We start from the raw sequence: 13714 nt of genomic DNA on the forward strand, positions 1-13714 counted from the left end.
AATGAAGCCCGCCCCATGGGCGACAGGCCCACCATCACACCGATGCCGGCGCGCGCCTTGATACGGATACCAGACATGATGCTCAACCAGGCCAAATCCCTCCGCCCCCCGCAAGGCAGATTCAGGCAATGCGGCTCCGCCATCGTCGAGTTCGCCATCATCGCGCCGGCTTTCCTGCTGCTGATGATCGGCATGATTGAACTGAGCATGGCGTATTTCGCCAATCTCACCATGCAGCATGCGGTGCGCGAAGGCGCGCGCTATGCCGTGACGGGCAACAAGGATCTCGATCCCGCCAGCAGCAACCAGCAGCGCTACCAGGCCGTCATTCAAAAAATGAAGGATAGTTCGATGGGCATCTACGACAAGGTCAATCCCGTCATCACGGTGAACGGCACCAGCGGCACCAGTGCCGGCATGTTCGGCAACAGCGGCGATATCGTCGTCATCTCCGTCGCATACAACTGGAAATTCGCCACGCCGATGATGGCCGCTTTCTACAAGGACGGCAAATCGTCCAACGTCGTCGCCGCCACCATGCGCAATGAAAGCTTTGGCGGCTTATGATGCGCCACCGCTCGCGCCCTCTGCCACAGCGTGCCGCGCGCGGCATCGCCGCCGTGGAATTTGCCATCGTGCTGCCACTGCTGGCCGTGCTGCTGTTCATGGTGGTCGACCTGTCGCGCGCCATCCAGGCCAAGATCATCCTGCTCAACATCAGCCGCGAGGGCGCCAACCTGGCCTCGCGCTCGACCACCGACCTGAGCGGCTCGGGCCAGAGCATCATGGATGCGCTGGCCGCCAGCACGCCGCCGCTGGACATGAACAAGCGTGGCATGATCTATATCACCAAGATCATGGGCTACACGGCGAAGAGCGGCTTGCGCAATATCGTGCTGGAACAGTACCGCTGGGACGCCGGCGCAAAAGTGAGCGGCTACCTGCCCGCCAGCCAGGTGTGGCGCTGCGGCAGCTGGAGCAATGGCACGTGCACCAATATCGCCAAGGCCGACAGTGCCCCCGCAGTGTCACTGATGTCGGGCCAGCTGTCCGATGGCGAACTGATCTACGCCGTGGAGACTTTCTATAATTTCGACATGCTCTTCGGCACATTGAAAATTGGCAACAGCACGACGCCCATCCTGGGCCCCGACCTTAATTCGATGACGGTATTCTGATGCGCATTCCACACAAGCGGCAAAGCGGCCAAGTGCTGATCATGGTGGCGCTGTCGGCCGTCGTCCTGATCGCCTCGGCGGGCCTGGCCATCGATTCGGCGCTCGGCTACTTCGTCAAGGCCAAGCTCAATGCGGCCGTCGACTCGGCCAGCCTGGCGGCGGCGCGCGGCGTGACCCTGGGCGACACACAGGCAGCGCAGGCGGCCAACGCGCGCCAATCGGCCAAGGAATTTTTTAACATCAACTATCCCGACAAATTCCTGCTCTCCACGCCCGTACTCAATCCCGTCGGCGTGGTTTTCGACAGGGGCACCGTCACCATCGACGTCTCGGCTACTGCCTCGATGCCCGTCTCGCTGATGGGCATACTCGGCTTCAAGACCCTGAACGTGGCAGCTGCCGCGCAAACCATCCGCAAGGACCTGGACATGGTGCTGGTAATGGATACGTCGGGGTCGCTGTCCAGCAATGCGGCCGCCGTGCGGGCCGCCGGCAAGTCATTCCTGAATAAATTCAATTCCACCGTGGACCGGATCGGCTTGCTGCATTTTTCCAGCGGCACCGTCATCGACCTGCCGATCAAGAAGCTCGACCGGGGCTTCAACCGCACGCAAGCGAGCACTGCGATCGACAACTACGGTTTTAGCGGCAATACGAATTACTCGGAAGGCATGTGGCGGGCACGCGAACAGCTCAATGGCATCAGCCAGTCCGACCGCTCCAGCCTGCGCGTCATCGTCTTCTTTTCCGACGGTGCGCCCACTGCCTTGTCCTCGTATTTTTTCCCCGCCACCAGCGGCAACTGCACGGAGGCCGGGGCGCTGGCCGTCTCGGCCACGCGGCCCTCCAGCGGCAGGGCAACGAGCGGGCTGTATCGCATTGATGCTGCCTCGCAAAGTCTTCCCTCCAACTGGTGCGCGGCTAGCCTGATCAACAAGCTGCCTGCCTGGTATAACGCCCACCAAACCAAGGCCCAGGCCGATGCCGCGGCGCCAGGGGAATTTCCCATCTTGACCAATACGCCGCGCAAGGTGACTGCAGACATTTCCACACGCACGCTCCAATACGACAATGTGCACCGTGCAGCGCGCAACTTGCCCGAAGCGATGGCAAGCAAGTCGCGGCTGGAAAACACCTACATATTTACCCTGGGCATGGGCGCGGGACTGAAGGCCAAGGAAGGCCCGGACAACGAGGTGGGCGAAGACTTGCTGCGCTGCATGGCCAATACGGCCGATGCGCCAGTGCGCTGCCGCAAGCCGACCGAACCCGTGGGCCTGTACTGCTATGCGGCCACGGAAAGCGACCTGAGCCCCTGCTTTACGCGCCTCGCCTCGGCCATTTTGCGTATTTCCAAATAAAGCCTGGCCATCTGCTAGAAGGCAAAGCAGCTGCAGCCCAAGGTGCCCCAGAAGCCGGAAAAGTCGGAAATCGGCACGGCCGACTTGCGCGCCCGGTCGTGGGCATGCGCGTGCACGCCGCAGGCGCCCGCGCACTGGTGCGGCAGCAGGGCTTGCGCCGGCCTGGCCGCAGGACGGTAGTGGCCCGGCACCGTGCGCACGGGCGACCACTCGGGCAGCACGGGAATCAAAGGCGGCGCCAGGGTCGCAAATTCTGCCTGTCCGTAGACGATCTTGCCGCCCACCATGGTCAGCACGGAGTCGATGGACTTGATCGCCTCTTCCGGCACGGCGAAATAATCGGCCGACAGCACGGCAAGGTCGGCCAGCATGCCCGCGCGGATGCGCCCTTTCTTGCCTTGCTCGCTGGAAAACCAGGCGCTGCCCGCCGTCCACAGTTCCAGCGCCGTGTCGCGCGACAATCTGCCCGCCGCCTCCGTCAGGGCCAGGCCGCCCACGGTGCGTCCCGACACCAGCCAGTACAGCGCCGTCCACGGGTTGTAGCTGGCCACCCGCGTGGCATCCGTGCCGCCGCCGACCGGTACACCCGCGTCCAGCATGCGCTGCACGGGCGGCGTGGCCTTGGCTGCGTTGGCGCCATAGCGCTCGACGAAATATTCGCCCTGGAAAGCCATGCGGTGCTGGATGGCGATGCCGCCGCCCAGCGCCCTGACGCGGTCGATGTTTTTCGGGCTGATGGTTTCCGCGTGGTCGAACAGCCAGTGCAAGCCGCCGAACGGCGTGTCGCGGTTGACCTTTTCGAACACGTCAAGCATGCGGCTGATCGATTCGTCATAGGTGGCGTGCAGGCGGAACGGCCAGCGCTGCTCGACCAGGTGGCGCACGACCTTTTCCAGCTCGTCTTCCATGCCGGCCGCCAGCTCGGGACGCGGCTCGAGGAAATCCTCGAAGTCGGCAGCGGAAAACACCAGCATTTCGCCAGCGCCGTTATGGCGATAGTAATCCGTGCCGTCGCCCGGTTTGACCATGCCGGTCCACTTCTGGAAGTCCTGCAGTTCCGCGCCCTTGTTTTGCGTGAACAGGTTGTAGGCGATGCGGATGGTCAGCTGCTCTTTTTGCGCCAGCTCATCGACGACGGCGTAATCCTCGGGATAATTCTGGAAGCCGCCGCCCGCGTCGATGGCGCTGGTGATGCCGAGCCGGTTCAGTTCGCGCATGAACTGGCGCGTGGAATTGACTTGCCATTCCAGCGGCAGCTTCGGGCCTTTTGCCAGGGTCGCATATAAAATCATGGCGTTCGGCCGGGCGATCAGCAAGCCGGTCGGGTTGCCGGCAGCGTCGCGCACGATTTCGCCGCCGGGCGGGTTCGGCGTATTTTTATCGTAGCCGACGGCGCGCAGGGCGGCGCGGTTGAGCAGGGCGCGGTCGTACAGGTGCAGGATGAAGACGGGGGTATCGGGCGCGGCCGCGTTGATTTCGTCGAGCGTCGGCATGCGTTTTTCCGCGAACTGGAATTCGGTCCAGCCGCCCACCACGCGCACCCATTGCGGATTCGGCGTACGCAAGGCTTGTTCCTTGAGCAGGCGCAAGGCGTCGGCCAGCGAAGGCACGCCTTCCCATCGCAATTCCAGGTTGTAGTTCAAGCCGCCCCGGATCAGGTGCAGGTGCGAGTCGTTCAGGCCGGGAATCACCGTGCGGCCAGCCAGGTCGATCAGCTGCGTGGCCGGACCGCGATGGCGCATCACGTCTTCCACGTCGCCCACGGCGAGAAATTTGCCATCGGCGATGGCGACGGCGGACGCCAGCGGCTGCGTCCGGTCAACCGTGTGGAAACGGCCATTGAGTAAAATCGTGCTTGCGCTCATGCTGCTTCTCCTGAATCAGGTGTTGGACGATACATCGATGAAATCTCAATGGCCTTCGCTGGCGTTGAACATGGATTTGGCGTAGATCAGGCCCAGGCCGTAGCCGCCGCCGTGTGCCACGGCCGTCGCCACCGTCTCGTTGTAGGTCTCGCCACGGGCCCAGTCGCGCTGCAATTCCAGCAAGTATTGCACGGACGTCAGCGGCTGCGCGCCCGCCTGTATCATGCGCTGCATGGCCATCGCATGGGCTTCATCGGAGACGTCGCCGCTGGCGTCGGCGATCACGTAGACGTCAAAACCCTGCTCCAGCGCCGACAGCGCGGGGCCGACGATGCAGACGGAGGTCCACAGACCGGCCAGCACGATCTTGCCCTTGCCGTAGCCATTCACCTTGTCGGCGATGCGCGCATCTTCCCAGGTGTTCATCGTGGTGCGGTCGATCGGCGCCTGGTCCGGGAAGACGGTCTGGATTTCATCGAAGATCGGACCGGAGAACGATGTCGCCGCCACCGTCGTCAAAATCGTCGGCACCTTGAATTCAGCCGCCGCCTTGGCCACCAGGGCCGCATTGTTGCGCAACAGGGCCAGGTCGATGGAACGGGTGGCGAACGCCATCTGCGACTGGTGGTCGATCATGATCAGGGTATGGTCGTTCGGGGTCAGCAGTTTTTGGGCGGCTTGGGCGGTGGCGATAGGCATGATGTTTTCCTTGGTGAAAATAATTGAATATGAAAAAAGATGGTACTGTGTGGCGCTTCTGCTCCTGATATGCTGCGAAGCTGTGCGTGCCGGGCCAGTGCCATGCAGTATGCATGCACAAAAACGAAAACAAAAACGGAAAGAATACCAAGTTATAGTCAATTTTTTCGATGATATAGAATAGACCACCGCCATACGCACAAGGGGAAGAACATGGGATTTGAATTCAGGATCACGGCCAGCCTGGCGCAGGACCAACGCCAGCACATCGCGCAACTGCTGGCGGCGCTGCCGCAGGCGCCGCGCTCACCCGGCAGCGCCATGCCAGAGACCGATATCCGGCTGACGGATGCCGGCCTGTATATATGCCAGCACCTGCGCCCGGATCCGTGGCACGGCCTGGAGACCGTGCGCGCCTGGCTCGATGCCCATGGCGTGCGCTACGCCGTCGACGAGATCGACGACTAAGCGCCATGGCATGACCAGCAACAAGGGGAGGCGCGCCAGCCCTCCCTTTTCTTTACTTGCGACATTGCAAAGCTGAAACAAACTCGGCGCGTTTTTGCCATGCTGTTATACTTCGCGTGTGCGGCACATATGACCAGTCCCCTTGCCGCTGTCTTTCGACCCCTAATCTGATTGCCTGCGACTGGCGCCCCCCGATGGCGACAGGCCGATCTCACAATAAAGTTACCATGTCCTTTTCCTCCCTCGGATTGTCCGACGCTATCGTACGTGCCGTTACCGAACACGGCTACACCGTGCCGACCCCGATCCAGACGCAGGCGATTCCCGCCGTGCTGGCTGGCGGCGACTTGCTGGCCGGCGCACAAACCGGTACCGGCAAGACGGCCGGCTTCACCCTGCCCTTGCTGCACCGCCTGTCGACTGACGCGAATGGCGCAGCCATTACCAGCAACACGTCCACGCGCCCGATCCGCGCCCTGATCCTGGCACCGACGCGCGAACTCGCCGCGCAGGTCGAGGAAAGCGTGCGCACCTACGGCAAATACACCAAGCTGAACTCGACCGTGATCTTCGGCGGCGTCGGCATCAACCCGCAAATCAAGCAGCTCAAACACGGCGTCGACGTGCTCGTCGCCACGCCGGGCCGCCTGCTGGACCACATGGGCCAGGGCACGGTTGACCTGTCGAAAGTGGAAATCCTGATTCTGGACGAAGCCGACCGCATGCTCGACATGGGTTTCATCCGCGACATCAAGAAAGTGCTGGCCGTACTGCCGCCGAAACGCCAGAACCTGCTGTTCTCGGCCACGTTCTCGGAAGAGATCAAGGCCCTGGCCGACGGCTTGCTGAACAAGCCAGCCATGATCGAAGTAGCGCGCCGCAATTCGACCGTGGAAGTGATCCAGCAAAAGATCCATCCGGTCGACCGCGACAAGAAGCACCCGATGCTGTCCTACCTGATCAAGTCGAATAACTGGACGCAAGTACTGGTATTTACGCGCACCAAGCACGGCGCCAATAAACTGGTCGAGCAACTGGGCGCGGACGGCATCGGCGCCCTGGCCATCCACGGCAACAAGAGCCAGTCGGCGCGCACGCGCGCCCTGTCCGAGTTCAAGGATGGCACCCTGCAAGTGCTGGTCGCCACCGACATCGCCGCGCGCGGTATCGATATCGACCAGTTGCCGCACGTCGTCAACTACGACTTGCCGAACATCCCGGAAGACTATGTGCACCGTATCGGCCGTACGGGCCGTGCCGGCGCCAAGGGCGAAGCCGTGTCGCTGGTCTGCGTGGATGAGCACGAAATGTTGAAAGACATCGAAAAGCTGATCAAGCAAACCCTGCCGCGCGAAGTCATCGCAGGCTTCGAGCCAGACCTGAACGCCCGCGCCCAGCCTGTGCAATTGCGCAGCGGCACCGGCGGTCACCGCAACAACAGCCGCGCGCCAGCGGGCGCCGTGGTGCGCGTGAAAACCGGCGGTAGCGGCGCCAAGCCACGCAGCGCCGGCCCGGCGGGCGGCGGTGGCGGCGGCGGCGGCAACCGTTCCGGCAATGCGCCGCGTTCGGCAGCCAATCACCGTTCCGGCGGCCGCGGCCGTTAAAACGCGGCCTTAAAGCTACTGCGCGGGGCGCTATTGCGTTTGCGTTGCTCGCCGTACTTGAGTACGGCTGCGCTACTCGACGCAATATCACTCCCGCTCGCTATGCTTTCAGGCGGCGTTTGTCTTTCTTGAAGTGCGCTCCCCAACCTTGTTGGCGAGCGCATTTTTTATGCACGCCACCGATTGCCGATTTGGGCTAGGATAGTGTCCATCATCCTCACCTGCGTGCTGCCATGCCGAACTTCGCTGCCAATCTCAGCATGATGTTTACCGAAATGCCCTTCCTGGACCGCTTTGCCGCCGCCAGGGAAGCGGGCTTCGATGCCGTCGAATTCCTGTTTCCCTATGCCGTCGAGGCGCAACAGATCGCCATGCGGCTGGAACGCCACCATCTGCAGCTGGCCGTCTTCAATTTTCCACCCGGCGACTGGGACCACGGCGAACGGGGCATCGCCTGCGATCCGCGCCGTGGCGAAGAATTCCGCAGCAACGTGCAATTGGCGCTCAACTACGCGCTGGCGCTGGGCGCGAAACAGCTGCACTGCATGTCCGGCATCGTGCCACCCGGCATGAGCCTGGAACGGGCGCGGCAAAGCCTGATCGGCAACCTGCAATATGCAGCCGATGCCTGCCAGCCGCATGGCATCCACGTGCTGATCGAACCGATCAACCGCTACGACATGCCCGCCTACTTTCTGAACCATAGTCAGCAAGCGGCCGATATCATCGCCGACTGCCAGCGCAGCAATATCTTCCTGCAGTACGACATTTATCACATGCAGCGCATGGAGGGCGAACTGAGCAACACCATCCGCGCCCTGCTGCCCCTGATCCGCCACATCCAGATCGCCGACACGCCGGGCCGCCACGAACCGGGCACGGGCGAAATCAACTACCGCCATCTGTTCAAGCTGCTCGACCAGATCGGCTACGCAGGCTGGGTCGGCTGCGAATACCGTCCCGTCAGCGACACCGTGGCCGGACTGGGCTGGCGCGAGCAATTAACGGGCACAAGCGGCGCCTGATCGCAGCACACTTGCGCCCGCACAAGGCGCACAGCGCAGGCCGGCACGACAATACCTTTCCATACAGTATTTTCTGTCGAGAGGTGACGTGTCCGCCCTGCCCACCCGCCATGGCCGCGCCCTTGGCCTGCACAGGTACCTGAGCCTGAGCCTCTTCCTGGTTGCCGTGCTGTGCGGCTGCGCCACTTCACGCCCCGAGCTGGCGCAGGTTCGCGCCCTGGCCGCCGGCACCGATGCCTTGACCGCCTTCAGCGAACTGTCGCAGCGCCACGTCGACACTTACCGGCGCGCCCGTCCCTATCTGTCGCCGGCCGAAGACGCGCGCGAACGCCTGCTCGATGCCCAGCGCCGCGCCGCACAAGCCGATGTCGCGCGCCTGGCGCAAGCCGTGCGCCTGTACCTGCAGGCGCTGGGCCGGCTGGCGCAGGACGACGCGTATGACGTGCAGCCCGAACTGACCAGTGCCGGCGCCGCCATCCGCGCCTGGCCGGGCAGCGGCATCGATGACCGCCATGTCAGCGCCTACACCTTGCTGCTGCTGCAACTCGCGCGCCTGGCCGGCGCGGCCAGCCAGCAGGCACACCTGGCGCAAGTACTGCACGACGGCGATGCGCCGCTGCAAGCCCTGCTGGCCGCGCTCGACAGCTTGCTGGCGCTGTACGACAAGAGCGGCGACAACGAGCGCGACATGGTGCTCGGCTTGCTGGACGTGGAAATCGCGTATGCCGACACGCCGCAGCAGCGCCTGCTGGCCGTGCTGGCGAAAAACATGCAACAGAACAAAACCGAGGAATACCGGCTGTTCGGCTTGCGCCATACCCTGGCGCGCCGGCAACTGGCGGCACTGGGGCGCGAACACGCCCGGCTCGCCGCCGCCCTCACCACCACGGAGGCCAGATGGACGGATCGGTAAGCAGGAGCAACAACAGCGAACGCCGCGAAGCGGCCCTGAGCAGCGCCATGCGCGTCGAGCAACTGGCCGACAGCCTGTCGCAGGCGGCCGTCACCTTGCATGGCGCCGTCATGCGCGCCATCCGCAAGCGTGCCAGCCAGGGAGAAAACGGTATCAGCCACAGTCAGGCGCAAGCCGTCTTCGCCCTGGAAGTGGCCTTGCGCCAGCAAGCCAACCAGCTGTATGCCGATGCCGCCGGGCATACGGTGGCCGGTCTGGAAACGGCGCAACGCCAGCTCAGCGGCCTGCTCGACACGGTACGCCTGCGCATCGCCCGCAACGACGATGTGCGGCACTGGATCAGCCTGGCGACGAGCTTGTTGCATCTGGGCAGCGCCGTCCTCGCCCGCAATCCCGAGCGCATCCTCGGCACCCTGGGCAAGGTGCGTGAGCGGCTGCAAGAGATGGCGCCGGACTGATTGAATTTGACCGGCCAGCGCCTATACTGGGACGTCCCTGCCTGGCAATCGTGCCGGCGGAACCACCAGAGGAGGCCAATATGCGTATCGAACCGTATTTGCAATTCAATGGAAATTGCGCGCAAGCGCTGGAATACTACCGCCAGCACCTGCATGGCACAGACCTGTGCCTGATGCCGTTTCGCGGCTCGCCGGGCCAGGAGCAAGTCAAGGAAGACTGGTACGACAAGATCATGCACGGCTCCGTGCAGCTGGGGCCCACCATGCTGATGGGCTCGGACGGCGGCTGCACCGAGGATGGCGCCAAGGGCATGAGTGGCTGCTCGGTCTGCCTGACCCTCGACACGCCGGAGGAAGCGGAACGGGCCTTCGACGCGCTGGCGCGTGACGGCAACATCCAGATGCCGCTGGAAGAAACGTTCTGGGCCAAGCGCTTCGGCATGCTGAAAGACCAGTTCGGCGTCGCCTGGATGGTCAACTGCCTGAAAGAACCAGCATAGAACGGCCCGTGCCTGCCTGCGCCGCGTCAAACGCAGCGCGGGCAGTAGCGCAAGCAGAGTGGCCGATCTTGGACTACCATGATGGAAGTAACCTCTACCGGGTGATGGCCATGAATGGATTGCCGCAAGACCAGTTGCAACGCCTGCGCGGCGTGCTGGAGCAACGCAAACTGGCGTTGCTGGAACAGATCGAGAACGAGACGGCCGAAGCCGATGCACGCGCCTCGCTGCTCAATGAAATCGAAGCCTCGCCGGCTGACAACGCCAGCGTGCGCACCTTGAACGCCCTCGTCAGCGAAGCGGCCGAGCACAACCTGGCGCAGCTGACCATCATCCGGCACGCGCTGGCCAAGTGCGCCGATGGCAGCTACGGCCTGTGCGACAACTGCGGCGAAGCCATCGGCCTGTCGCGCCTGAACGCGCGCCCGGAAGCGCACCTGTGCATCGATTGCCAGACGCGGCTGGAAAAAGCCCGGCGCGGCGTAGCATGACGCGAGCATGACGGTTGCGCAACAACAAAGGGCAAGGCATCGCTGCCCTGCCCCCTGTTTTCCAGCGTGACTACCATTGCCTTCCGTCCTGCGCCAGCATCGTGCGTGCCGGCTGGGTGGACGGGTCTCCTCTACTGCCATTGCCCTGCTTCAAGTATCCAGCTGTACGCTGATTAACTCATGTGCTGTCCGCCATTGATGGCGATGTTCGCGCCCGTGACGAACGCCGCCTCGTCGGAGGCCAGGTAAGCCACCAGGGCCGCCACCTCGTCCGGCTCGCCCAGGCGGCCCAGGGGAATCTGCGGCAGGATCTTCGTTTCCAGGATATCGGCCGGCACGGCCGTCACCATCTGCGTGCGCAGGTAGCCGGGCGAGACCGTGTTGACGGTGATGCCGTGGCGCGCCACTTCCAGCGCCAGCGCCTTGCTGAAGCCATGCACGCCCGCCTTCGCGGCCGCATAGTTGCACTGGCCAAACGCGCCCTTCTGGCCATTGACGGACGAGATATTGATGATGCGGCCCCATTTTTTTTCCAGCATGGGTTCGAGCACCTGCTTGCTCATGTTGAACAGGCTGTCGAGATTGGTGCGCATGACCTCGGCCCAGTGCGGCAATTCCATCTTGCGCATGCTCTGGTCGCGCGTGATGCCGGCATTGTTGACCAGCACGTCGATGCGGCCGAACTGCGCCAGCACGCTGGACACGGCTTCGCTGCAGGCAGCGAAATCGCCCACGTCGATGGCCAGCGGGTGAAAATAATACTGCTGCGCCTGTTGCTCGTCGAGCCAGCTTGCCACGCGCGCATTGCCCGGCGTATGTGCCGCCACAACGGCAAAGCCCGCCGCATGCAGGCGGCGGCACAAGGCCGTGCCCAGGCCGCCCATGCCGCCCGTGACCAGTGCTACCTTTTGTTCCGTCATTGCTGTCTCTCCCCGCTTGTTATGGTTGTTCTGCGTGGGATCAAGTGTAGGAGCAGTTTTTATCTCCAGCTTTGCGCCAGATCAAGTGCTCAGCCTGATGCAGTCGTGCGCGGCCGGCACCCCGGACTGTGCCAGAATGGCCCCTACCGCACAGCGAGAGGACAGGCCATGACGTACAAGACCGTATTGCTCCACATCGACGACAGCGCCGGGCGCGCCGCCCGCATCGACGCGGCTGCCAGCATCGCCCAGGCGTGCGGCGGCCACCTGACGGGCGTGGCGCTGACGGGCGTGTCGCGCCTGCTGTACCAGAACCAGCCCGACCTCGACGCCGACCCGAACCTGAGCTTGCATTTGAACTTCTTGCGCGAACGGGCGACGCGCGCCCTCGACGGTTTCGAGCAACAGGTGCGCGCGGCCGGCGTCGCCTCGTTCGAACAGCGCGTGCTCGACGACGAGGCGGCGGGCGGCATCAGCCTGCTGGCCCGCTATGCGGACCTGGTCGTCATCAGCCAGTACAATGCCAAGGATAAATCGCCGTCCGTGATGCGCGACTTTCCCGCCTATGTGCTGCTGCATTCGGGCCGCCCCGTGCTGATCGTGCCGTACGCGCCGCCGCTGCCCCTGCTGGCGCCGCCGGCGGCCGCGCGCAATGTGCTCATTTCCTGGAACGCCAGCAAGGAAGCGAGCCGCGCCGTGAGCGCCGCCCTGCCCCTGCTGCAGCGCGCCGGGCAAGTCCACGTCGCCATCTTCGATGCCCAGGTGCATGCGGCCGAACACGGCGAACAGCCGGGCGCCGAGCTGACGCACTACCTGGCGCGCCACGGCGTGGAAGCGCGGCTGCATCTGCTCGATGGCGGTGGCGTGCGGCGCGGCGATATCGGCGAAGCGCTGCTGTCGCAGGCGGCCGACCTGTCGGCCGACTTGCTGGTGATGGGAGCGTATGGCCATTCGCGCCTGCGCGAAACCATCCTCGGCGGCGTCACGCGCACGATTTTGCAGAGCATGACGATCCCCGTGCTGATGGCGCACTAGACCTTTGGAAAGACGGCAGGGTTAGCCGCCCTGCCAGGGCTGGCTGCGGATCTTCGCCACCTGGCGCTGCGCCAGCCACTGCCAGAGCTGCAGCGCGTCGCCCTGCGGCAAGGCCGACATGTGGCGCGGACTGGCCAGGGCGATTTCGCAATCGCGGTCCGACCATTCCTCGAAAGTGACTTCGCCTCCGCTAGCGACCTCGACCTGATACATCAAGCCGTCGTCGTAGCCAAAGCGCAACACGACGGCGGCCGGGCCGCCGTCCGGCGTGGCGCCACGGTAGACCTCGGCCAGCGCATCGGCCAGCTGTGCCGGCGAGGGCGCGCAGATGTCGCGCCCATCGGCCCGTGTCAGAATGAACCATGCCTGTGTCATGACGCGCCCTCCTATCCATACTCGTTAGCATGCGAGGCAAGTACTACAGGCAGTCACCTTGGTCCAGTGTCACTACGGGCGCGCGGAAACTATCCCTGTCGGCATTGTTTACCAATAATTACCAATACTAACAAGTATCATACCTAAAATTGCATGCAGCGCGGCATTTATGCATCTTGCGCCACAAGGGCGCCGATTCACGCCACCAGCACGGGAATGCTGAGCGGGTCGAAATCGTGCCAGTCGCCATGGGCGATCGTGCCTTCCGCTTCCTCGATATGCTCGGCGCCCAGCCGGTGCAGCGCCTCGAGCGCCCGTTCGCGCTCGTCGAGGCCGCCCAGCGCGACGGCGATCAGCATGCCAGGGTGGCGCGGCTGGCGGCGGTTTTCGCCCTTGTTTTCGCCATGTTTTTCGGACTCGCCCGCCTCCTTCATTTTATTGAAACTGTAGAGCGAGCCCACGTGAGCGCCCACCAGCGCGCCGACGACGGGACCGAGCGGCCCCGTCGCCAGCGTGGCGGCGGCGCCGACGCCGGCACCCACGGCGGCCCCGACGGCTACGCCTTCCACCACGCCTTCCGGCGTTTCTTTGGCGCCGGGCGAGATGTCGCGGTCGCCGCCGAGCGCGTGCAAATCGTGCTGCCCCGGCTGGTTGACGAAGAAGGCGCTGATGCGGCTATCGGAAAAACCCGCCTGGTTCAGGGCGGCGCGCGCGGCGTCTATCTGTTCCTGCAACTGAAAATGACCTGCGATGATGCGTGACATGATACGGCCCTCCTGGTCGGCTGCGGGCGCACCGTGCGCCACCGTTCCAGCGTGCGCC

General features: G+C 63.9%; 16 protein-coding genes. 11 read left to right on the top strand and 5 right to left on the bottom strand.

The genetic code is table 11. The features are described from left to right. Positions 1-15 precede the first annotated feature (15 nt). From CLU93_RS03495 to CLU93_RS03505, 3 genes are read left to right on the top strand one after another with little or no spacing between them, the layout of a single operon-like run. On the top strand, positions 16-567 hold the full coding sequence (locus CLU93_RS03495; protein WP_243420163.1) for a TadE family protein: 552 nt from the start codon (positions 16-18) through the stop codon (positions 565-567). Continuing rightward, positions 564-1178, top strand: a complete 615-nt coding sequence (locus tag CLU93_RS03500) for a TadE/TadG family type IV pilus assembly protein (RefSeq protein WP_243420162.1) — start codon at positions 564-566, stop codon at positions 1176-1178. Before CLU93_RS03495 ends, CLU93_RS03500 begins: the two co-directional genes overlap by 4 nt. After that, positions 1178-2539 carry a vWA domain-containing protein gene (locus CLU93_RS03505; protein WP_099760013.1) on the top strand — a complete coding sequence of 454 codons (1362 nt, stop codon included), beginning with the start codon at positions 1178-1180 and terminating at the stop codon, positions 2537-2539. Before CLU93_RS03500 ends, CLU93_RS03505 begins: the two co-directional genes overlap by 1 nt. Before the next feature lie 14 nt (positions 2540-2553). On the opposite strand, the gene CLU93_RS03510 is transcribed toward CLU93_RS03505, so the two are convergent. Then, on the bottom strand, positions 2554-4404 hold the full coding sequence (locus tag CLU93_RS03510; protein ID WP_099760014.1) for an amidohydrolase: 1851 nt from the start codon (positions 4402-4404) through the stop codon (positions 2554-2556). A 45-nt stretch (positions 4405-4449) separates the two neighbouring features. Continuing rightward, positions 4450-5103 carry a hydrolase gene (locus CLU93_RS03515; RefSeq protein ID WP_099760015.1) on the bottom strand — a complete coding sequence of 218 codons (654 nt, stop codon included), beginning with the start codon at positions 5101-5103 and terminating at the stop codon, positions 4450-4452. Positions 5104-5316: 213 nt separating this feature from the next. Here CLU93_RS03515 and CLU93_RS03520 point away from each other — a divergent pair, with 213 nt between their 5' ends. From CLU93_RS03520 to CLU93_RS03550, 7 genes are all read left to right on the top strand, one after another. Next, a complete protein-coding gene (locus CLU93_RS03520; protein ID WP_099760016.1) occupies positions 5317-5571 on the top strand; it encodes a hypothetical protein in 255 nt (84 codons plus the stop codon). 227 nt (positions 5572-5798) lie between these two features. Next, positions 5799-7175: a DEAD/DEAH box helicase gene (locus tag CLU93_RS03525; protein ID WP_099760017.1), complete on the top strand. Its 1377-nt coding sequence runs from the start codon at positions 5799-5801 to the stop codon at positions 7173-7175. A 233-nt stretch (positions 7176-7408) separates the two neighbouring features. Continuing rightward, complete coding sequence (gene otnI / locus CLU93_RS03530; protein ID WP_099760018.1) at positions 7409-8200, top strand: 2-oxo-tetronate isomerase; 792 nt, start codon at positions 7409-7411, stop codon at positions 8198-8200. A gap of 88 nt (positions 8201-8288) precedes the next feature. Next, a complete protein-coding gene (locus CLU93_RS03535; protein WP_099760019.1) occupies positions 8289-9113 on the top strand; it encodes a hypothetical protein in 825 nt (274 codons plus the stop codon). Continuing rightward, positions 9098-9571 carry a hypothetical protein gene (locus CLU93_RS03540; RefSeq protein ID WP_099760020.1) on the top strand — a complete coding sequence of 158 codons (474 nt, stop codon included), beginning with the start codon at positions 9098-9100 and terminating at the stop codon, positions 9569-9571. The genes CLU93_RS03535 and CLU93_RS03540 overlap by 16 nt, the downstream gene beginning before the upstream one ends. 80 nt (positions 9572-9651) lie before the next feature. Then, the gene (locus CLU93_RS03545; RefSeq protein WP_099760021.1) at positions 9652-10071 is read left to right on the top strand and encodes a VOC family protein; all 420 of its coding nucleotides are present in this window, start codon (positions 9652-9654) and stop codon (positions 10069-10071) included. A gap of 110 nt (positions 10072-10181) precedes the next feature. Beyond that, on the top strand, positions 10182-10562 hold the full coding sequence (locus CLU93_RS03550; protein WP_257224869.1) for a TraR/DksA family transcriptional regulator: 381 nt from the start codon (positions 10182-10184) through the stop codon (positions 10560-10562). A gap of 173 nt (positions 10563-10735) precedes the next feature. On the opposite strand, the gene phbB is transcribed toward CLU93_RS03550, so the two are convergent. Then, a complete protein-coding gene (gene phbB / locus CLU93_RS03555) occupies positions 10736-11482 on the bottom strand; it encodes an acetoacetyl-CoA reductase (RefSeq protein ID WP_099760023.1) in 747 nt (248 codons plus the stop codon). Between the two features lie 168 nt (positions 11483-11650). On the opposite strand from phbB, the gene CLU93_RS03560 reads away from it, so the two are divergent. Further along, positions 11651-12517 (top strand): universal stress protein, encoded by an 867-nt coding sequence (locus CLU93_RS03560; RefSeq protein ID WP_099760024.1) that lies wholly within the window; start codon positions 11651-11653, stop codon positions 12515-12517. A gap of 21 nt (positions 12518-12538) precedes the next feature. Here CLU93_RS03560 and CLU93_RS03565 read toward each other — a convergent pair whose 3' ends face one another. After that, entirely contained in the window at positions 12539-12892 is a 354-nt protein-coding gene (locus tag CLU93_RS03565; RefSeq protein WP_099760025.1) for a hypothetical protein, read from the bottom strand. A gap of 197 nt (positions 12893-13089) precedes the next feature. Beyond that, complete coding sequence (locus tag CLU93_RS03570; protein ID WP_099764216.1) at positions 13090-13656, bottom strand: glycine zipper domain-containing protein; 567 nt, start codon at positions 13654-13656, stop codon at positions 13090-13092. Between the last annotated feature and the right edge of the window lie 58 nt (positions 13657-13714).

Origin of the sequence: Janthinobacterium sp. 35 (assembly GCF_002754575.1) — a bacterium.
In the GTDB taxonomy this organism is placed as follows: Bacteria; Pseudomonadota; Gammaproteobacteria; order Burkholderiales; family Burkholderiaceae_D; genus Janthinobacterium; species Janthinobacterium tructae.

Coding starts and splice junctions, on each gene's coding strand:
- otnI (WP_099760018.1), top strand. CDS start 7,409: ATGCCGAACTTCGCTGCCAATCTCAGCATGATGTTTACCGAAATGCCC.
- CLU93_RS03550 (WP_257224869.1), top strand. CDS start 10,182: ATGAATGGATTGCCGCAAGACCAGTTGCAACGCCTGCGCGGCGTGCTG.
- CLU93_RS03545 (WP_099760021.1), top strand. CDS start 9,652: ATGCGTATCGAACCGTATTTGCAATTCAATGGAAATTGCGCGCAAGCG.
- CLU93_RS03560 (WP_099760024.1), top strand. CDS start 11,651: ATGACGTACAAGACCGTATTGCTCCACATCGACGACAGCGCCGGGCGC.
- CLU93_RS03510 (WP_099760014.1), bottom strand. CDS start 4,404: ATGAGCGCAAGCACGATTTTACTCAATGGCCGTTTCCACACGGTTGAC.
- phbB (WP_099760023.1), bottom strand. CDS start 11,482: ATGACGGAACAAAAGGTAGCACTGGTCACGGGCGGCATGGGCGGCCTG.
- CLU93_RS03540 (WP_099760020.1), top strand. CDS start 9,098: ATGGACGGATCGGTAAGCAGGAGCAACAACAGCGAACGCCGCGAAGCG.
- CLU93_RS03570 (WP_099764216.1), bottom strand. CDS start 13,656: ATGTCACGCATCATCGCAGGTCATTTTCAGTTGCAGGAACAGATAGAC.
- CLU93_RS03525 (WP_099760017.1), top strand. CDS start 5,799: ATGTCCTTTTCCTCCCTCGGATTGTCCGACGCTATCGTACGTGCCGTT.
- CLU93_RS03520 (WP_099760016.1), top strand. CDS start 5,317: ATGGGATTTGAATTCAGGATCACGGCCAGCCTGGCGCAGGACCAACGC.
- CLU93_RS03495 (WP_243420163.1), top strand. CDS start 16: ATGGGCGACAGGCCCACCATCACACCGATGCCGGCGCGCGCCTTGATA.
- CLU93_RS03505 (WP_099760013.1), top strand. CDS start 1,178: ATGCGCATTCCACACAAGCGGCAAAGCGGCCAAGTGCTGATCATGGTG.
- CLU93_RS03515 (WP_099760015.1), bottom strand. CDS start 5,103: ATGCCTATCGCCACCGCCCAAGCCGCCCAAAAACTGCTGACCCCGAAC.
- CLU93_RS03500 (WP_243420162.1), top strand. CDS start 564: ATGATGCGCCACCGCTCGCGCCCTCTGCCACAGCGTGCCGCGCGCGGC.
- CLU93_RS03565 (WP_099760025.1), bottom strand. CDS start 12,892: ATGACACAGGCATGGTTCATTCTGACACGGGCCGATGGGCGCGACATC.